Here is an 18,954-nt window from a genome sequence, read left to right as displayed (position 1 = left end):
ACATGACATTAACGCTACAAAGCGGATGAATGTTTCTTTTAAATCCAGTTTTTGCAGATTTTACGAGTTGTCTTCAGAGTCAGCTACTTTGCCTGACAGATGGGTTTATTGCACATATAATGAAACGTTTCGAATTTATATTTATAAATAAACCTTGTTAAAATCAACATTTGTAAGCGTTTTATTTTTTTTGTTTACCGAAATGGTAAATTTATGATAACATATACACGAAACGTTTCGAGTTCATTTGAAGGGAGAAAATCATGAAAAAAATAAAAGTTTTTAGTTTTATTTTAACTTGCTGTCTGTTGGCTAATTTAACTTTAACTTCTATGGTTTCAGCGAAAGACTCAAGCAATCTAAATGGATTTCGAGCAGAATTGAAAGCGATTGCAAATAAGACTTATACGTTTTTTGAGGACTATACAGATCAGAACACCGGCTTGACTTACGATGAAGTACGGCTCACTGAAAACGGGACAGAAGAAGCTAAACGGACTTCGCCCACAAATATCGCAATGTATATGATGAGTACCGTTTCAGCCCAACAATTGGGTATTATTTCAAAGAAAGAAGCTGTACATCGCCTGCAAACGACTTTAAATTCGCTTGAAAAGTTAGAAAAGTGGAACGGACTATTCTATAACTGGTATAACACGGATGACGGTTCAGTGAAGAAAGATTGGGGACAATTTATTTCCCAAGTCGATAATGGCTGGTTATCCGCAGGTTTAATGGTCGTTGGGCAAGCCTATGAAGAACTTCATGGGCAAACAAGCAAGTTGGTTGAAAATATGAATTATACACCGCTATATGATCCTGAAGTCGGTCAATTTCGCGGAGGTTATGATGTGGCTAAAGGCGCGCTGACAGAGCACCATTATGGGATGTTTTATACGGAACCACGCTTAGCCAGCTATATTGCGATTGGGAAAGGTGACGTTCCCCAAGATCATTGGTGGAAGATGTATCGCACCTTGCCTCAAGAATGGGATTGGCAAGCTCAGATTCCCCAAGGTAAATCCGTTAAGTACGATGGAGTGGATGTGTTTGAAGGAAGTTATGTATACAAGGATAAAAAGTTCGTGCCAAGCTGGGGAGGCAGTATGTTTGAGGCTCTTATGCCTGGTATGGTCATAAAGGAAAAAGAACTGGGTACTCAAGCTTTGGGCTTGAACAACCAACGTCATGTCGAATTGCAAATCGCATATGCCAAAGCAAAAGGGTATGCCGCATGGGGCTTTTCACCTTCTGCAACTCCGACAGGTTACAGTGAGTTTGCAGCAACGCCGTTAGGTACCTCAGGTTACAAAGATGGAGCAACGGTAACAGCACACGCAACATTCCTTGCCCTGGATTATGCTCCTGAAGCTGTTCGAAAGAACATCAAAGCTTTAAAGAACTTCAAAATGGTTGGCAAATACGGGTTCTATGACTCCGTTAATGTTGAAACTGGTGAAATTGCCAAGGCCTATTTGGCACTGGATCAAGGGATGATTATGGTGTCGATCGCTAACTATCTTCAAGATGGCGTTATACGCGATTATTTTCACAGTGATGTGATAGGGCAGACGCCAGAAGAATTATTGAAAAAAGAAGTTTTTTCCATTCAATAAAGGGTTGCTTTAGATTAGAGCAAGTTCACTCAACGGAATGGGACGAAGATAAAAGGATGGGCGGAACGAAGCAGGGTATCGGCATGCTTCGTTCCGTTTTTGCGTTTACCATGATAATGAAGTCGTAGATCGATTGGATTATGAAATTTACGTTGCAGGTGCTGGCGAAGACAGGGTGATCCCCCGATCACCGATGAAAATATCGTATCCGGAAAAAGAAAAGGTATTCACAACGGCGATTTTAAGACTTACGTTGTGGTGCATAAGCGCAAAGAAAGACGCGTACGCCTTCAGTGATAATACGTTGAGTTTGTTCCTCCTCTAATATTCCGATTTTTCCCGGTTGATTGAATACCAATAAAAACGTTAATGCAGCGAAGTGCTTTGCAGCCATTTTAGGGTCAATCACATCGAGCAATCCGTTTTGTCCAAAAGCTGTAAACCTCCTGATAATCCCCTCTTCAGTTGCGTTATCCAGCCTTTCAAAAAACGAGTCTGGCAGGTTGGCAGCTTCCACCATAACCAGACGAATCAAAGCCTTGTAATCGGACGAACCATTCGCAGAAGCTACGATTTGTTCACAAAATAAGATGAGCGCCTGCTCAAGATCCTCGAATTCCAGGAGGTGGTCTGAAATCCCTTGCTCAATCATATCCAGAACCGCCGAACTGGATTCTTCAACAACGGCAAGCAGTAGGTTCTGTTTGTCGCCATAATAATCATAAACTGTCCGTTTTGAAACTCCCGCTTTAGTTGCGACCGCATCGACGCTGGAACGATCAAACCCTTCTGAAAGAAACAGCTCTCGTGCCGCCGCAATTATTTTAGCTCGTTTTTCTGAAGAGCCTTTGCGCATTTTCTTATTTTCCGTATTATCCATTCTTACGTTTCCCCCTGTATAGGTATACTTTCAGAAATTGATTAGAGCCCTGCTTTACAAATTACACTGTACGGTGTAGTGTAACAAATGTAGCATATCAAATCAATGATCAAGGAGGTTTTTATCCATGAATACCATACCGTCTGTTGTTGATGTTCTCATTGTCGGGGCCGGACCCACAGGGCTTACACTTGCCTGCGAACTTGCCCGTCGAAACGTCAACCATCGTATTATTGATCGAAGCACCGTGTATAACGTTGCATCTCGCGCCAAAGGAATCCAGCCTCGCTCGCTTGAAGTCGTCGATGATTTGGAAGCCGTTCACTACATTGTTGATACAGGTGTTGTGGACTTACCTGTTCGTTATTATACCGCAGATGGCAGAAGTGTGGAGAAGCCGACTATTACCGTTGCAGCCAGCGCCGAACTTGAGACACCCTATCGTGATCCGGTCTGGATTGCTCAATTTGATGTGGAAAAAGCGTTGCGCGACCGATATGCAGTATTTGGCGGTCAAATTGAGTTGGGCATGGAAGCTGTAGGGCTTGTTCAGGATGTGGATGGTGTATCGGTAACCGTGAATACACCACAAGGAGAAGAGCAAATTCGTGCTCTTTATGTAGTCGGCGCTGACGGGGGCAAAAGCAATATCCGCAAATTTATTCACTTACCGTTGGTTGGGGAAACACATGATCATGAGCGATGGTATCTTGGCGATGTACGATTGGAAGGGTTAGATCGTGACCATATTCATATCTGGACTTCTTCGGAGGGGATGGTCGGGGTGACACCGCTGCCGAAATCCGATATTTGGCAGCTGCAGGCTACAATTCCGGTAGACATTGAAGAACCAGAACAGCCGTCGTTAGAGGTGTATCAGGCTATGTTTGACCGTCGCGCCGGGGCCGGACGTGTTCAGCTCACGGATGCTTCCTGGCTGTCCATCTACCGCGTCAACGTTCGTATGGTTGAATGTTACCGCAATGGCCGGGTCTTCCTTGCCGGTGATGCTGCTCATGTTCATTCTCCGGCCGGCGGTCAAGGCATGAATACGGGGATTCAGGACGCATACAACCTCGGCTGGAAGCTGGCGGCTGTCATACGCGGAGCGGACACCGCCTTGCTCGACACGTACGATGAAGAGCGCCGCCCAGTGGCTCAAGCCGTGCTCAAAGACAGCACAAAGAAGATGGGAGGCGTCATAGGAACGGCGACAGAAGGCGGAGGGTTGTCCCAATCCTTGAGCACCATATCCGACGATCTGACGAGCGGGCTTCTCATTTCCTATCGGTCTAGTTCGCTTACCCGTCCGTCTGCTCGAACAAATGCTACCCGTTCACTTCCTGGAGATCGTGCTCCTAATGCTACGGGACTGCAAGGCACCGGGTTTGCAGGAAATGTCTTTGACCTCTTGCGCGGCCCACACTGGACGCTTTTGGCTTTTACAAACTACATCGATCCTTCTCTGAAGAACTTTACCAACGACGAACTCCATTTGCATTATATCCTGCCATCGAAGGTGGAGGCGTTGGAAGGCATAATAGACACAGCAGGCAATGCCTATCGAATTTACGATGTCGCAAGTAAAGAACTTGTATTGATTCGTCCTGACGGTTATATCGCACTGCGCACCTCCCTTGATGATATCGCATCGATCCTGAATTACTTGATTTTGTGTGGCATATCATAGGATCGAACGACCCAAGGCTCTGCCAGAGTCATGCCGAATTGCTTTGCGATGGGCGAGGCCGCAGGTGCGGCTGCGGCAATTCTGGCGGAGAAAGGCTCACGCCAAACACGCTAGTGACCATCTGGAAATAAATCAAAAATTAGTGATGCCCACCAGCTCCATAAATTGTGAGAGAGCACTTGTCATGTACGAGTCACGTCGTCTTATAAACACCGTGGGCACTTTTCCATACGATTCCGGTAATGGATGACAGCTGATTTTCCCCTGCTCTATGCGTGATTCAACCATAGACACGGGTAAAACAGTGACTCCTAGCCCGTTCTCGACACATTTAAGAACACCCTCTAGTGTGCCGTATTCCATGACCTTCATAGAAGCATAACCATTATCCTCTAGCCATCGCTGCCAGCGTCCCAAATAGATGCAATGCGCGAATGACGAAAGCAGTGGTTCATGTAAAATCGATTCTAATTGAAAGGGCTCGGGAGAGAAACTCGTAATCAAAACTAGAGATTCTTCAAACACAGGGTATTCAACAATCTCCGGATGAAGAATGGGTCCATCCACAAATGCACCGTCTACCTTATATTCGAGAATGGTACTTACTTGATCTACGGTAGGTGCCATATATAAGCTTAATTCTACTTGTGGAAATTTCTTGTGATATTGTGTGAAGATCAATGGCAATCGTGTAGAAGCAGTTGACTCCATAGCTCCAATGCGCAAGGTTCCCCGCGGGGCAGAAGAAAGTTTAACTGCCTCAATCGCTTCCTCGAAATCATAGAGCAACTTGTTTACATGCGGCAACAGCTCACGTCCTGCAGGCGTTAAGGATACCTTTTTATGATATCGATATAACAGAGGAACGCCCAATTCTTGCTCAAGACGTTGTATTCGTGCAGTAACGTTGGACTGTACATAATTCAATTTCTCAGCAGCCTTGGTGATGCTTTGTTCAATGGCTACTGCCTTAAACACTTCCAAAGACCTAATATCCAAAACAGCCCTCTCCTTTTGCATCACATATTATGATGATCTATATACTTTTATTTGATTTTACGTGATGCATCATAGGATGTAAACTTAATGAATCAGAGGGATTAACACCATTGCCAATGGGTTGAAAAAGGAGTGTTTAATATGAGTTACCAACCTATTAATTTTGAAGAGAAATTATCTAAGTTCAATGAACATTGGTCTCCGAAAGTTATTGGTGAAATGAATGATTATCAGTTTAAATTGGTTAAAATCAAAGGAGATTTTGTATGGCACGATCATCAAGATACCGATGAGGTATTTATCGTGATCAAAGGGGAGATGTTTATCTATTTCCGCGATGGCCAAGTAAAGATTTCCCAAGGGGAGATGTTTATTGTACCAAGAGGAGTCGAACACAAAACGTTTGCTCAACAGGAATGTCATATCATGATGGTTGAGCCTAGGGGCGTAGTAAACACTGGCGAGACAGAGTCAGAATTAACAGCAGTCAATGATATTTGGATCTAATGAAGTTGATGAAACAACACAAACATACTGTCAGGATACAAGAATAATGTTCCATTGAAAGTCGCTAATGCAGCGGCTTTTTTTATGGAATTAAGAGCTTGTTGCGAGGTGAAGAAAGTATAACCGAAATGAACGATTACATAGCCATTATATATGGAAGGATTTGAATATATCCATTGCGAAAAGGATTGGCTATAATGCAATACGTTACGGAAAACACTATTCTAAATCCTTCTGTGTGGAAAATGGTTACCGTGACAGCTCTTCTGTGGGATATATCATTCACAATGCTTCTAAAAGATTACGAAGGTGAAGCAATCCTGGAGGAATTACCGATTGTAACGAGAAGAATTTGGATGTTGATAACATTCGTTATTTTGATGGGGCCACTTTACTATGGGCTGTTCAGATATTCTTTTTCATAAATGGTGCCCGTAACCTCCACAATTTTATTTGTCCATCCAAGAAAGCTTGCTTAGAAATATCTGGAAACCCTTTTCAATAATATCTGTAGAACCGATAATCGCATCTAACTTTCCTCTTTTCAAAAAATCATTTCTTGTATTTTCTCACCAGTATGATTTCAATAGACAAGATTTTAAATTACATAGGTAAGATTGACGGAATTAGACCCATGATCATTGCGTTAGTAATGCTATCAACAGTATTTTATACTGTTCCTTTACATGGGTTTCAGGCATAATTAGAACTCCTTTTATCTATTTTTTTCATCATAGAATGTGACGTAGCGTCCCCCGCAAAATGAAAAGCCTCTACACCCTTGACTTTCCCCTGCACGGGAAACTGTATACTCGCATTATGTTATAGATTGGAGATGATATTTTGTTCAAAATCAGTGTGTTTTCCAGGCTAAGCAAGGTCTCTTTAAAAACACTGCGCTATTATGACCAGATTGGCATACTTAAGCCGAGAAAAGTGGATCACGATACGGGTTATCGTTACTATTCCGCAGATCAGCTTCTTGAGCTCAACCGAATCTTGATCTATAAGGAATTGGGTTTCACCTTGCCCCAAATTACACAGTTGCTCCAGGAAGAAATTACATTGGAGAATATTCAAGGCATGTTTAGGTTGAAAAGAAGCGAAATCCAACAAATCATCGATACAGAACAAGCCAAACTTGTCAGGATTGAGGAGCGTATGAAGCTTATAGAAGAAGAGGGACAGGTCGAAACAGGTCAAGAGATCCGAATCAAAGCAGAAGGTGCTCAGCCGTTTCTTTTTCAGAAAGCATGCGGCAGAGAAGAGGACATTCCGACTTTGTTTCGTAAGTTTGATCAGTTCGTAACAAAGGAAATTCGCCAATGGATTCAAGGTCCTCAGGTTGTGTTGTGGAGAGACATTGACGGAAAAGAGGATGAGTTTGAGTTCGAAGTTGGTTATTTTTTAACCTGTGAGCTGCAATCATTCCCGGAGCCGTTTCAACTGCGGACTCTTCCTCCTGAACCGATGATGGCTACGATGGCTTTTCATTCAAATTCCAAGTTTGATGGGGCGGCCTGTGTTCATCTGGCGAAATGGATTGAGAAAAACAACTATCAGATCAAGGAAGATGAATCGGGTAGGGAACTATATTTGCCGTTATCTCCAGAACAAGAGGCACAATTTATCGAAATCCAAATTCCAATACGAAATAGATAACTGAAGAAGGTGGAGTGGAATACATTGAAAAATAAAGGAATCATCTATGTAATGGCACTGGCTGTTTTTCTGATTGGAACCATTGAATACATTATTACTGGAGTCATTGAAATGATCGCTGCGGACTTGCAAGTATCTACTTCCGAAGCAGGGTTACTGGTGACCGTGTTTGCTCTCGCAGCGGCCATAATTGCTCCGATATTGATTGCATTAACCATAAATATGGATCGCAAGAAGTTGCTGATGGCTACCCTCAGTGTATTTATTGCCAGCAACGGACTAATGCTCGTCGATCTTACCTATGAAACGATACTTTGGGTACGAATGATTCAAGGGGCTAGTGGAGGTATCTCTACCGTTGTAGCTATGGCAGTAGCGACACGACTCGTGGAAAAAGAAAAACGAGGCAATGCCATTGGTATCATTTTGATGGGGCTTAGCAGCTCGCTAGTGCTCGGTGTTCCCATAGGCACATTTTTTAGTGAGATGTTTGGATGGAGAGCTCTATTTGTTTTCATCGGTTTGTTAAGTGTTCTTCCGTTACTGATCATCTATAAAAAGATTCCGGCAATCAAAGAAGAAGAAAAGGTTACGCTCACCATGCAGCTTACCATTTTAAAAAATCCAACCATTCTGACTGCCTTGGTTATTACGTTATTGTATGTTGGCGGTTATGCTACACTGTTTACCTATATTACGCCTTTCTTGCAAGCTACATCCTCTCTGTCCATGGCCGAAATAAGCGGTGTTCTGTTTCTGGCGGGGATTTGCAGCTTTGTCGGATCAAAAGTGGGCGGGCAATTGGCAGATGCAAAGGGGTCAAAGTTTACCATTGGCCTCGGACTGATGTTACAGGGCGTGACTCTTCTTTTATTCGCTCTAGCGGGTGTGCATCTGGTGGTTCTACTCTTGGTGTTAATGATTTTTATGTTAGCCACGTGGAGCATTTCCCCTGCCCAGCAACTATATCTGGTTACTCTAGCACCACGAAATCCGGATATTGCCCTTAGCGTAAATACGTCGTTTATCCAATTTGGTTTTGCACTGGGATCTGGATTAGGAGGGCTCGTCATCCGTCATACATCTGTTCTGTATTTGAATTGGCTGGGTTTTGCCGCTGTAAGCATAGCTTTTCTTTTTGCCATCGTATTATTCAAAAAAATGAGCAGTTCTAATCTCAACTCTAAAGGGGTTTCTTTATAGTCAGGGGCTGGAGCGGAACAGTTTCGAACCAGGAATTGAATAACGTTTGGCAACATTATGTATTTGTAGCGCGTCCATATAAGTAAGCACTTTAAAGGGGAGGATTATAATCAAAGTAAAATATTTGCATTGTATTCTCAGCATTATACTGATTTTTCTAACATCAGCTTGCTACAGCAAAGTGACTAGCACAGGTTCACAGGATGATCTTATTGAAGCCTATCGTGTAGCGTTGGATGAATTGATTTCATATGATACAGTTCTTAATACCAATATGGAGTACATTTCCCTGGTTTGGAATGAGGGAGTTACTTTAAAAAGCTCTGATAAGCAAGTCATTGAGGAATCCCTGCAAAAAGAATATAACGTAACGATGTACAACTACACTTATGAACAATTAATAGAGGAGAAGTTATATGCCCAGCAGAAAACTACGCTAAGAGGCATTCTTTTAACGATTGAAAAGCAGCAGCAATCTAACAACCCAGATGAGATGACGATTGAGGTCAGTAAGTATCGTGCAAACGAAGGAGCAGTCGCTTTAGACATGAAACTAGCTTGTCAGGAAGGGCAATGGAAGGTCGTTGAATATGGAATGATCAGAGAAAGTTAGGGAACAACTAATTTCCCCATTCAATAGTGGGTAACCAAACACAAAGAACACTTCGAACTGCATTAGCTGCTTATGACAAATAATAAAGAGCATGTGTGTATGAATACGAAGGTAAAATCGCTACTTTAGCGGCTTTTTTATTTGAATCAAGTCAGCAATCAGGCACTATGATTTTATTCCTTTATATATAGGTAAAGCAGATAAAAAAGAGGGGAAGCATGCAATCATAAGTTGTACAAAATACTCCCCATTTGCAAGGAACCGTTATGGTGTCGAATTTGCATTGTAGTACAATACCAGATTGCCATCATGTATAGTTATATCCACTTTAGACGTTGTATAAAGTGTTTTCTGAATGGGGACAGTATGAAAACGGAAGGTGGATGAGAAATGTACCGTTTGTTCATGTTGTTACCCTTTATTTTTTTATTGATTACACCATTACATTCTTATGCTTCCCCTGTTTCTGAAGATCCTCTTATAAATGATCTCCGTAAAGGAGGGTATATCCTTTATGTTCGTCATGGGGAAGCAACTTTAGGAGAGGATCAACAAGATCTTAGTCTAACGGATTGTTCCACTCAAAGGAATTTAAGTGCTAGAGGTATGGATCAAGCAAAGAAGTATGGTGAAGCCATTCGAAAGCTCCATATACCCGTTACTTTTCCAGTTGAATCGAGTCCACTTTGTAGAACTGTGCAAACTGCGGAAGCTGCTTTTGGCAAACCCAATGTAACTGTAAATGAATTTTGGATGAACATATACGAACTAAGCAAGAACATCAATACAGAGGATGCACAGAATATCATTCAAGCCTTTACAAATGAAGTTGAACGTATAACTCCTAATACATCCAATAGGGTTATCATAGCTCACTCTTTTCCACAGGATATGGGTTTAGGGGACATTCCATATATGGGGACAGTAATATTAAAACCGCTGGGAAATCATATGGGGTATGAGATCGTTAAAAGGTTGACTCTGGAGGATGTACTACGTCTAGCTGAGATGCAGTAGTTTAAACTGTTGGATACAGCACAATCTGTTCAGGACAAAATGATACCGTGAAAGTTTCACATTACCTAAATCATATGAGATTCAAAGGAATTTACTGAGGCATTCAAATCTTACAGGAAGCATATGATTGATTACAAACTGCGGTGCCGAATAAGGTACCGTAGTTTCTTTGTTTTGCGATTCGAGCGTAACATGGTTGGGCTGATAATGGAAATTAACTTCCAGTAGCACTGATCAAATTGGAATATAGCTATAGATGATCTCGTTTTAATCGGATAATATAATCTTAAAAGGGGGGGGAGAAGTCGATAATGATAAGTTCATTGATAAATTCCTTGAGTTTATTGAAGCTAATGGCCTTAACGCTTTCCACTCGAATTTGAAAGGATCTTTATTTTGAGAAAAACAATTAATTATGTTCTTTTGTTAATGATTATCTGGGTAGCATTACTGTATCCTTTTCGTTCTGCTTGGTTTGTAGGTGCAAATCAGATTGCTGAAGATCTTCATGGAGTATATTTACTTTTCTTGTTCTTTGGATATCTTATTTGTTCATCTGGTATGGGACTTATTCTTGGCAAGATGTTTTTTAAACGAAAAGAACAGTAATAACAAAAAGTATCGTTCGATAGAAAGCGTGACTTTTGTCCGTCGCAAAGTCATTTACGTGTCACTACCCTTTAGCCGTATTGCAAAGCTAGTAATTCCGTACATAAGACCTTCTGCAAGGAAAGTAATTGTCTTCGAGAAACGCTAAAATATAATACTGGGCAGACGGACGCATCGTAGAGGCGCTCGAGGAGGTGGCTGACATTATAAATAACCATTGGAAATTAGCGATGCAGAGGACGTTTTTGCATAATGTTGAACCTCTTTAGAATTATTCGTTGAATACAGGTTATAGCTTTTAACATCCGAAAAGCAAAAAACAAGACGCTAATATGACAAGGTTACTATGCACCATAAATATTTAGCAGGTATAAAACCAATTGATTTTTCATTTTAATAAGCATGGCCCGTTCTGAAATTTGTTGGTAATGATACATGTTGATGGATAAATCTCCATTCGCCATGTTCGCTTATATAGCCATCGGTTTGACGAGTAAGAAAGCTGGCAGATGGAGAACCATTCTCATATCAAAATGCAGAAAAATGTCGAATAAAGTGATTGCTAACTAATTTGTTGTGTGATATTATGATCCAGTAAACGTTTACATCAAAAGCGAATTGAATATTAGCAGTGTTTGGCTGTTACTGGTAAAGCAGGCATGACCAAAATGATTTTGCATTTTCCTTATGTGAGTAGGGGAAGGCATATCGTTTTGGTCTTTTTTATATCCAAATTCAGAAATGGGGCAAAGGTATGGATTATCGCAAGTTGGGACAAGAGATTACGGAATTGGTTGGAACGAAGGATAATATCGCTCGGCTTACGCACTGCGCAACCCGACTGCGGTTCGAACTTCACGATATCTCCAAAGCGGAGACAGAAAAACTTAAAGCACTCCCAGGAGTCATTACCGTTGTGAACAATGGTGGACAATACCAGGTTGTCGTGGGCAATGAGGTACAGCAGGTCTACCGAGTTATCACTCAACAGATGGGTTCAGCAACTCGAAGTGCGGACACCACATCAGCTTCTGGCAAAAATAACGGACCAAAACAAAAACAGAGCTGGATCTCCAGATTCATCAGCGTGATCTCAACGACATTTACTCCGGTCATTCCGGCAATCATTGGCGCGGGTATGATCAAAGCGATATTAGCCGTACTTGTGCTGACAGGCCTCGTAACGACGGAAAGCCAAAACTACTATATCCTTAATACCATTGCAGACGCGGCGTTTTATTTCATGCCTATTCTGCTGGCTTATGGAGCTTCCATTAAGTTTGAAACAAGTCCAATTCTGGCGATGACCGTTGCCGGCGTGTTATTACACCCGGGATGGAGCGCCCTGATGGCGGAAGGAAAAGACGTGTTTTTCATCGGTGTGCCAGTTCGACTAACCGACTATGCAGGCTCCGTCCTGCCGATTATTATTGTTGTTTGGCTCATGTCTTACATTGAACGTTTCGCGGATCGAGTATCACCTTCCATGATCAAATTTTTCACGAAACCGATGATTGTGCTGTTGATTACAGCACCACTTGCATTAGTGGCCATCGGCCCTTTCGGAACATACCTGAATGATCTGGTGGCGATGGGTGCAGAAGCAATTAATGCCAGAGCCAGTTGGCTGATTCCTTTGTTAATGGGCACTTTGCAACCGTTCCTGATCGTGACAGGCACTGCATGGGCGATGACGCCGATTGCAACTAGCCAACTGACCAAAAATGGATATGAAATGATCAACGGTCCGGGAATGCTTGCGTCCAATATTGCTCAAGGTGGGGCCACGCTTGCTGTAGCATTAAAAACAAAAAACAAAAAACTGAAACAGCTCGCTGCTTCATCCGGTTTCACCGCTGTGCTGGGCATCACGGAACCATCCTTGTACGGCGTAACGCTGAAACTGAAGAAACCCTTAATTGCCGCAATGATCGGTGGTGGTGTAGCAGGGATATATGCTGGTCTGACTGGATTAGTACGTTATGCCTTCGTGTCTCCAGGGCTTGCCGCGTTACCTGCCTTCATTGGCAGCAATCCGATGAACATCGTTCATGCCATTGTGACTTGTCTAATCGCTTTTGTCGTTACCTTTGCTCTGACATGGATCATTGGTTTTGAAGATCCAGTGGACGATGAAGAAGAAGGCAACACCAACGTTAACGATGACAAGCCACTTTCCGGGCAGCCTGTTCAAGACAACAGCCCAAGCACAAAGTCTTCTACAATAACAAATGCAAATGTACCGAGCCAAAATGAATTACTCCCACTTACGATCGCCAGCCCGATGCAAGGGGAATTAGTCCATCTAGACCGTGTACCAGACGATGTCTTCTCTTTGGGATTACTGGGTAAAGGCGCTGCCATTATTCCTGCCAAAGGAGAACTGTATGCACCAATCGCAGGTGAAGTAACGGCTTTCATGGACTCCAAACATGCAGTCAAATTAAATGGTTATGATGGAGAAGAGGTGCTCATTCATATTGGAGTGGATACCGTCAACTTGAAGGGGAGACATTTCGACTCATCCATTAAAGTAGGGGATCGGGTACAACGGGGGGACTTATTGATCCGCTTTGATATCGATGCCATCAAGACGGAAGGCTACGAAGTCATAACCCCGATCATTATCGCCAATTCGGATCATTTCTCGGACATTAAGCTGGAGAAGCAGAGTCCTGTGGAGGTTGGAGCGACGATTATCCACCTTACCTAACAACCGTAATACGGTCCTATATATATGTAGATCAACATTAAGATGAAGGAGTGCTTGAGATGTTATATCAACACATCAAACCATTCCCCAATGATTTTCTGTGGGGAGGCTCTACCTCGGCCTATCAAGTGGAGGGAGCCTGGAACGAAGATGGCAAAGGTCTGTCCGTGATTGATATGTGTGATCATCCGGCCGGAACCGCCGATTTCACAGTAGCGAGCGATCACTATCACCGATTCAGAGAAGACGTGAAGCTTTTTGCAGAGATGGGTCTCAAAGCGTATCGTTTTTCCATTGCATGGACTCGAATCTTGCCTTCAGGCGTAGGGGCTATTAATGAGAAAGGCCTCGATTTTTATCACCAATTGATTGACGAGTTGCTGTTACATGGCATTGAACCCATTGTCACCATGTACCATTTCGACCTCCCCTACGAGCTTGAGAAAACCGGAGGATGGAACAACCGGGGGACGATCGATGCCTTTGTCGAGTACGGGCGTATCTTGTTTGAGCAATACGGGCATAAAGTGAAATATTGGTTGACCATTAATGAGCAAAATACGATGATTCTTCATCCAGGTGCTATTGGTACACCGAAGGGCGGACGTTTGCCTTCCAGTAAGGAACTGTATCAGCAAAATCATCACATGTTTGTGGCTCAAGGCAGAACAATGCGACTATTTCATGATATGCTCCCGCACGGCAAGATCGGTCCTGCATTAAACATGACTTCCATGTACCAGGCAACCTCCAGGCCAGCAGATGCAATCGCTTCACATAACTGGGAGACCATTCGTGGATGGGGGTTTCTCGACTTATCGGTGTGGGGACGGTATAATCCATTATTCTGGAGTTATTTGCAGGAACGTGGCATCGAGCCGATTATTGAGCAGGACGACATGGAAGACATCCAGTCAGGCCATCCCGATCTTGTAGCGATCAATTATTACTCAACGGCAACCATTGCCGCCAGTACGGGCGATGCGTCGGATGTTACAGCTCGTGCGGGTGATCAGCAAATTATGCTTGGCGAGCAGGGAGTGTACCGTGCCGCAGAGAATCCTTATACGAAAAAAACAAAATATGGCTGGGTCATTGACCCGGTTGGCCTAAGGCTGACATTGCGTAAGGTAAGTGAACGATATGATCTCCCGATTTTAATTACGGAAAATGGCATAGGAGCTCCAGATGTACTGGAAGCAGATCACACTGTCAACGACACGTACCGAATTGATTTTATCGAGAAACACCTGGAACAGATCAGACTCGCTCTAACGGATGGGGTGGATGTGATTGGTTATTGCCCTTGGTCCGTTATTGATGTAGTAAGCACCCATCAGGGTTATGGGAAACGCTACGGCATGATTTATGTAAACCGTGGTGAACAGGATCTGAAAGACTTGAAACGTTTGAAGAAGAAAAGCTTCTCGTGGTATCAAGAGGTCATTAAACAAAATGGTAGATGTATCGGAAATTCGGATCAGGCGGTCACGAAAGAATAAAGGATCGTGATGAAAGCATGAGAGTAATCAAAATATTGAATAACAGCTTGCTACTGACCAAAGATGAACAGGGGCAAGAAGTGATTGTCATGGGCAAAGGTTTGGCATTCAAAGGTAAAGTCGGTGAGTGTCTCGAAGAGGAGCATATCCAGAAACGATTCATTCTGCAAAATAATCCATCTGCTCAGGCTTACGTACGAACCATCGAAAACATGCCAGAAAAACATGTGAATGTCATAAACAAACTGATTTCCAATGCAAAAGAAAAGCTGTCTCTTGACGATCAAATCTTCTTTACGCTTATGGATCACTTGTCTTTTGCCATTGAACGATGGAAAAAAGGTGTATCATTACAGAATCGCATGTTGTGGGAGATCCAGAGGTTTCATCCCGTCGAATTCGAACTGGGCATGGAAGCCGTCCACATGTTGAATCAAGAACTTGGCATTGAGCTTACGGAAGAGGAAGCAGGGAATATCGCGTTTCATTTTGTGAATGCCCAAACACATGAGCAGAATATGGAGCGCACCATGCAATCCGTTAAGATGTTAAAAGATATTTTTAACCTGATTCAATATAGCTTTGATATGCAATTGAACAAAAACTCCATCCATTATGTGAGACTCGTCACACACCTGCAATTTTTCATCCAGCGTTTACAAGAGGGTCGGTTGGGCAATTCGCCGAAAGATTTCATCTTTCAGCACATGGTGAAGGAGCATCCGCTTGAATACAAATGCGCGGAGATGATCAAAACCTATGTGCAAAACATGCTGGATATCTCCATATCAAACGAGGAATTATTATATTTGATGATTCACATTGCTCGAATTGTGCAGGAGGAACAGGGTCACGAGGAACGATTATAAAACAAAGGTTATATTGATTTACTTATGGCACGCGATTCTTTGAATATCTGATGCCCTTGATTTCTAGTATGTTTATATGCCTGTTAGCAGACAGGAAAAAATGATTCTTTCTAACGATGACCGTTTTCTCGTATTCTATCGGGAAACGGTCTTTTTTTTGCAAAAATCTATTCGTATGGTACCTTACTAATCGAACCTTTGCGAACGAACTCCAGCTTCCTAAACTCATATTATATTGACAAATGATAACATTTTATTATCATTATTGGGATTTTTTTATATGTAAGCGCTATCGTAAGAATTATAATTTATGTATCTGGATGTTAATCCGTTCAGAAATACTTAGACCAAATCAAGAGGAGGAATTGTATGAAACGGTTACGTCAATGGAATATTGCAGCCTTGGTTCTTATGCTCGTACTCGGTATGCTTCCATTTTCGAATGTCTCACATGCAGCCAAGGCAGTTACGGAAGTTGAGGAAAGTCATTTGAGTACAAATTTTGAAGACGGTACACTTCAGGGATGGACTCCACGGATCGGTAACGAAAGGCTGACAGTGACACAGCAGGAGGCACACGAAGGTCAGTCCAGTATGCTGGTTGCCAACCGTGAGCGTTCTTATCAAGGAGCGATGTTATCCATGAAAGATCTGCTTGAGCGTAACCAAGAGTACGAAATTACGGCATATGTAAGACTTACCCAGGAGCCCACCACGGATCAAACGCTACAGCTCACCACATATAAAAAAACAACTGCCGAAAGCTGGAACCCGATCGGCAGCGTGAAGATTGCCAAGGCAGAATGGAATAAATGGCACAAGATCACCGGAAAATTTCAGTATAGCGATGATCCCGCTGAATTGAATTTGTTCATCGAAACACCCTACATCTCTGAAGATAGCGTAGATACGTTATCGTTCTATGTGGATGATGTATCATTTACTATGGCAGAGCAACTGGAGATTGAAGAAGATATTCTGTCTCTGAATGATCTGTATCAAGATGATTTCCCCATTGGTGCGGCAGTGTATCGCTGGCAGTTGGAAGGCGCATACGGACAACTGCTCACAAAGCACTTTAACAGCTTGACCGCAACCTATGAGATGAAACCAAAGTACATCTCTCCTTCCGAAGGTGTTTATGAGTTCGAGGCAGCCGATCAATATGTTCAGTTCGCCGAGGAGCATGGTATGGGTGTACGCGGACATGCGCTGTTGTGGCATATTGATGCAGCAGAGTGGATGCTCAAGGATCCTCAGGGTAAACCTGCGAGTCGAGAATTACTGCTTGCCCGGATTCAGGATTACGTTGAAACCGTCATGACCCGATACAAAGGTAAGATCTATGCCTGGGATGTGGTAAACGAGGCGATTGCGGATAGCAATGGTGATGCCAACGGTTTACGTAGGAGTCTCTTTTATGAATTAATCGGTCCGGATTACATTGAGAAAACTTATGAATTTGCTCGTGCAGCCGATCCGGATGCCAAATTATACTACAACGAATACTTCACGGAAGTCCCTGAGAAAAGAGAGCATATGTTTCAGTTAGTCAAACGACTGAAAGAGAAGGGACTCATCGATGGTGTGGGTTTGCAATCCCACTATAACCTGGAATCCCCGCCCATCGAGGAAATTGAAAAAACGATCAACATGTTCGTCGAACTTGGATTGGATATTCAGATCACGGAACTGGATGTGGATAGCGGAATTCCATTTGGTGAAGTGATGTCGGATGAAGTTGCGGTAAAACAAGCGTATCGATATAAGGAATTGTTGGATTTGTACCAAAAACACAAAGATCACATTTCTTCAGTTACCTTATGGGGATTGCAGGATGAGAAGTCTTACAACAACCAGGCTATGCTGTTTGATTCAGCCTTGAAGGCCAAAAAAGCATACTGGGGACTCGTCGATGAATCCAGCTTGCCTGTTTTGACGCAGAGAGCCGTATCACTTTCAGGTAAACCAGATGTTAAAAAACAGTCACAAGATCCGCTCTGGAACAAAGCGGTGTCTACTCCACTGAAGGGCGACTCTTCGGGATCAGCCAGTTTCCGCACCTTATGGGATCAAAGTAACCTGTATATCCTTGTGGATGTTCAGGATGCGAAGGCAGATGTGAATGACAAAGTAGAACTCTTTGTTGATCTCAATAATGGCAAGACCACCTCCTATGAAGCAGATGATCGACACGTAATCATTAAGCGGTCGGGCAAAGCAGATGGCGCGGAGCCACGTTCATATCGTGTACGCGAGACAAAAAACGGATATTCGGTTGAATTGTCCATTCCATGGGGTGGTATCCAAGTCGGATCAGAATATGAAGCCGGCTTGGATATCCGTGTGACTGATGGCGGTGCAAGTGGGACACAGCCTTATAATCCACTGTACTGGAATGATCGAACACAATCACAGGAACAAGATACAAGCAAATACGGCGTGATTCAACTCGCCCCTATGCCCAAATCTGCACAAGCTGTGCAAGGGATTGTTCAGATTGATGGGAAGAAAGACGCCCTATGGAATAAGGCTGTACCCTTTGAGGTAAAACGGTTGAATCAGACTGAAGGTGCAGAAGCAGTGGCTCACGCAATATGGTCAGGTGAGTATCTATATCTGCTGGTCGACGTCACTGATCCAAATATCATAACAGATAGTATTAACCCATGGGACCAGGATTCGGTTGAGATTTTCCTGGACGAAAATCACCAGCGCACACCGTATTTTCAATATGATGATGCCCAGTTCAGAATCAGTGCAGACAATGTAGGAACCTTTGCAGGCAGTGCCTCACCCGGACGTCTTGTAAGCGCTGTGAAGAAAACGAATAAAGGATATCTCGTAGAAGCCAGAATCAAGTTACATTCACTAACACCCAAAGCAGGAAATGTTCTTGGTTTGGATCTTCAAATTAACGACAACCAGGGCGGAGGCAAGCAGAACGTAGCCAAATGGAATGATAAGACCAATGAAAGCTGGAGAAACACTTCCCAGTACGGAATACTCACTTTTGTTGGAAAAAACAAACACGGGGATTAAATCTTTTGCCGTAGTAGCAAGAATGAAAACCA

At 43.0% G+C, this 18,954-nt stretch carries 14 protein-coding genes and 1 pseudogene; 13 read left to right on the top strand and 2 right to left on the bottom strand.

The window, feature by feature from the left end:
• Nucleotides 1–263 precede the first annotated feature (263 nt).
• A complete protein-coding gene (locus MKY42_RS17865) occupies nt 264–1,616 on the top strand; it encodes a glucoamylase family protein (RefSeq protein ID WP_339843692.1) in 1,353 nt (450 codons plus the stop codon).
• A 241-nt stretch (nt 1,617–1,857) separates the two neighbouring features.
• Here the strand turns inward: MKY42_RS17865 and MKY42_RS17860 are convergent, their stop codons facing one another.
• Nucleotides 1,858–2,496 carry a TetR/AcrR family transcriptional regulator gene (locus MKY42_RS17860; protein WP_339843690.1) on the bottom strand — a complete coding sequence of 213 codons (639 nt, stop codon included), beginning with the start codon at nt 2,494–2,496 and terminating at the stop codon, nt 1,858–1,860.
• A 127-nt stretch (nt 2,497–2,623) separates the two neighbouring features.
• Between MKY42_RS17860 and MKY42_RS17855 the strand changes: the two genes are divergently transcribed.
• Together MKY42_RS17855 and MKY42_RS17850 are read left to right on the top strand one after the other, a co-directional pair.
• Entirely contained in the window at nt 2,624–4,186 is a 1,563-nt protein-coding gene (locus tag MKY42_RS17855; protein WP_339843688.1) for an FAD-dependent monooxygenase, read from the top strand.
• Between the two features lie 15 nt (nt 4,187–4,201).
• Nucleotides 4,202–4,300, top strand: a pseudogene (locus MKY42_RS17850) (FAD-dependent oxidoreductase); the annotation flags it as partial.
• A gap of 18 nt (nt 4,301–4,318) precedes the next feature.
• Here the strand turns inward: MKY42_RS17850 and MKY42_RS17845 are convergent.
• On the bottom strand, nt 4,319–5,185 hold the full coding sequence (locus MKY42_RS17845; RefSeq protein WP_090899027.1) for a LysR family transcriptional regulator: 867 nt from the start codon (nt 5,183–5,185) through the stop codon (nt 4,319–4,321).
• A 141-nt stretch (nt 5,186–5,326) separates the two neighbouring features.
• Here MKY42_RS17845 and MKY42_RS17840 point away from each other — a divergent pair, with 141 nt between their 5' ends.
• The 10 genes from MKY42_RS17840 (at nt 5,327) to MKY42_RS17795 (ending at nt 18,922) form a co-directional block, all read left to right on the top strand.
• Complete coding sequence (locus MKY42_RS17840) at nt 5,327–5,692, top strand: cupin domain-containing protein (protein ID WP_090899025.1); 366 nt, start codon at nt 5,327–5,329, stop codon at nt 5,690–5,692.
• 843 nt (nt 5,693–6,535) lie between these two features.
• Entirely contained in the window at nt 6,536–7,354 is an 819-nt protein-coding gene (locus tag MKY42_RS17835) for a MerR family transcriptional regulator (RefSeq protein WP_090899019.1), read from the top strand.
• 24 nt (nt 7,355–7,378) lie between these two features.
• Nucleotides 7,379–8,557, top strand: a complete 1,179-nt coding sequence (locus MKY42_RS17830) for an MFS transporter (protein WP_179264537.1) — start codon at nt 7,379–7,381, stop codon at nt 8,555–8,557.
• A 232-nt stretch (nt 8,558–8,789) separates the two neighbouring features.
• Nucleotides 8,790–9,170, top strand: coding sequence for a hypothetical protein (locus MKY42_RS17825; RefSeq protein WP_339843683.1), 381 nt, complete (start codon nt 8,790–8,792; stop codon nt 9,168–9,170).
• A 390-nt stretch (nt 9,171–9,560) separates the two neighbouring features.
• The gene (locus MKY42_RS17820) at nt 9,561–10,187 is read left to right on the top strand and encodes a histidine phosphatase family protein (protein WP_257031388.1); all 627 of its coding nucleotides are present in this window, start codon (nt 9,561–9,563) and stop codon (nt 10,185–10,187) included.
• A 396-nt stretch (nt 10,188–10,583) separates the two neighbouring features.
• Complete coding sequence (locus MKY42_RS17815; RefSeq protein ID WP_090899010.1) at nt 10,584–10,796, top strand: hypothetical protein; 213 nt, start codon at nt 10,584–10,586, stop codon at nt 10,794–10,796.
• A gap of 754 nt (nt 10,797–11,550) precedes the next feature.
• A complete protein-coding gene (locus MKY42_RS17810; RefSeq protein WP_179264539.1) occupies nt 11,551–13,509 on the top strand; it encodes a beta-glucoside-specific PTS transporter subunit IIABC in 1,959 nt (652 codons plus the stop codon).
• Between the two features lie 59 nt (nt 13,510–13,568).
• Nucleotides 13,569–15,011 (top strand): glycoside hydrolase family 1 protein, encoded by a 1,443-nt coding sequence (locus MKY42_RS17805; RefSeq protein WP_179264541.1) that lies wholly within the window; start codon nt 13,569–13,571, stop codon nt 15,009–15,011.
• 17 nt (nt 15,012–15,028) lie between these two features.
• On the top strand, nt 15,029–15,880 hold the full coding sequence (locus MKY42_RS17800; protein ID WP_090902394.1) for a PRD domain-containing protein: 852 nt from the start codon (nt 15,029–15,031) through the stop codon (nt 15,878–15,880).
• A gap of 369 nt (nt 15,881–16,249) precedes the next feature.
• On the top strand, nt 16,250–18,922 hold the full coding sequence (locus MKY42_RS17795) for an endo-1,4-beta-xylanase (RefSeq protein WP_339843676.1): 2,673 nt from the start codon (nt 16,250–16,252) through the stop codon (nt 18,920–18,922).
• Nucleotides 18,923–18,954 lie beyond the last annotated feature (32 nt).

The organism is Paenibacillus sp. FSL W7-1088, assembly GCF_037969855.1.
Classification (GTDB): Bacteria; Bacillota; Bacilli; order Paenibacillales; family Paenibacillaceae; genus Paenibacillus.
This window is presented reverse-complemented; position numbering and strand designations above follow the sequence as displayed.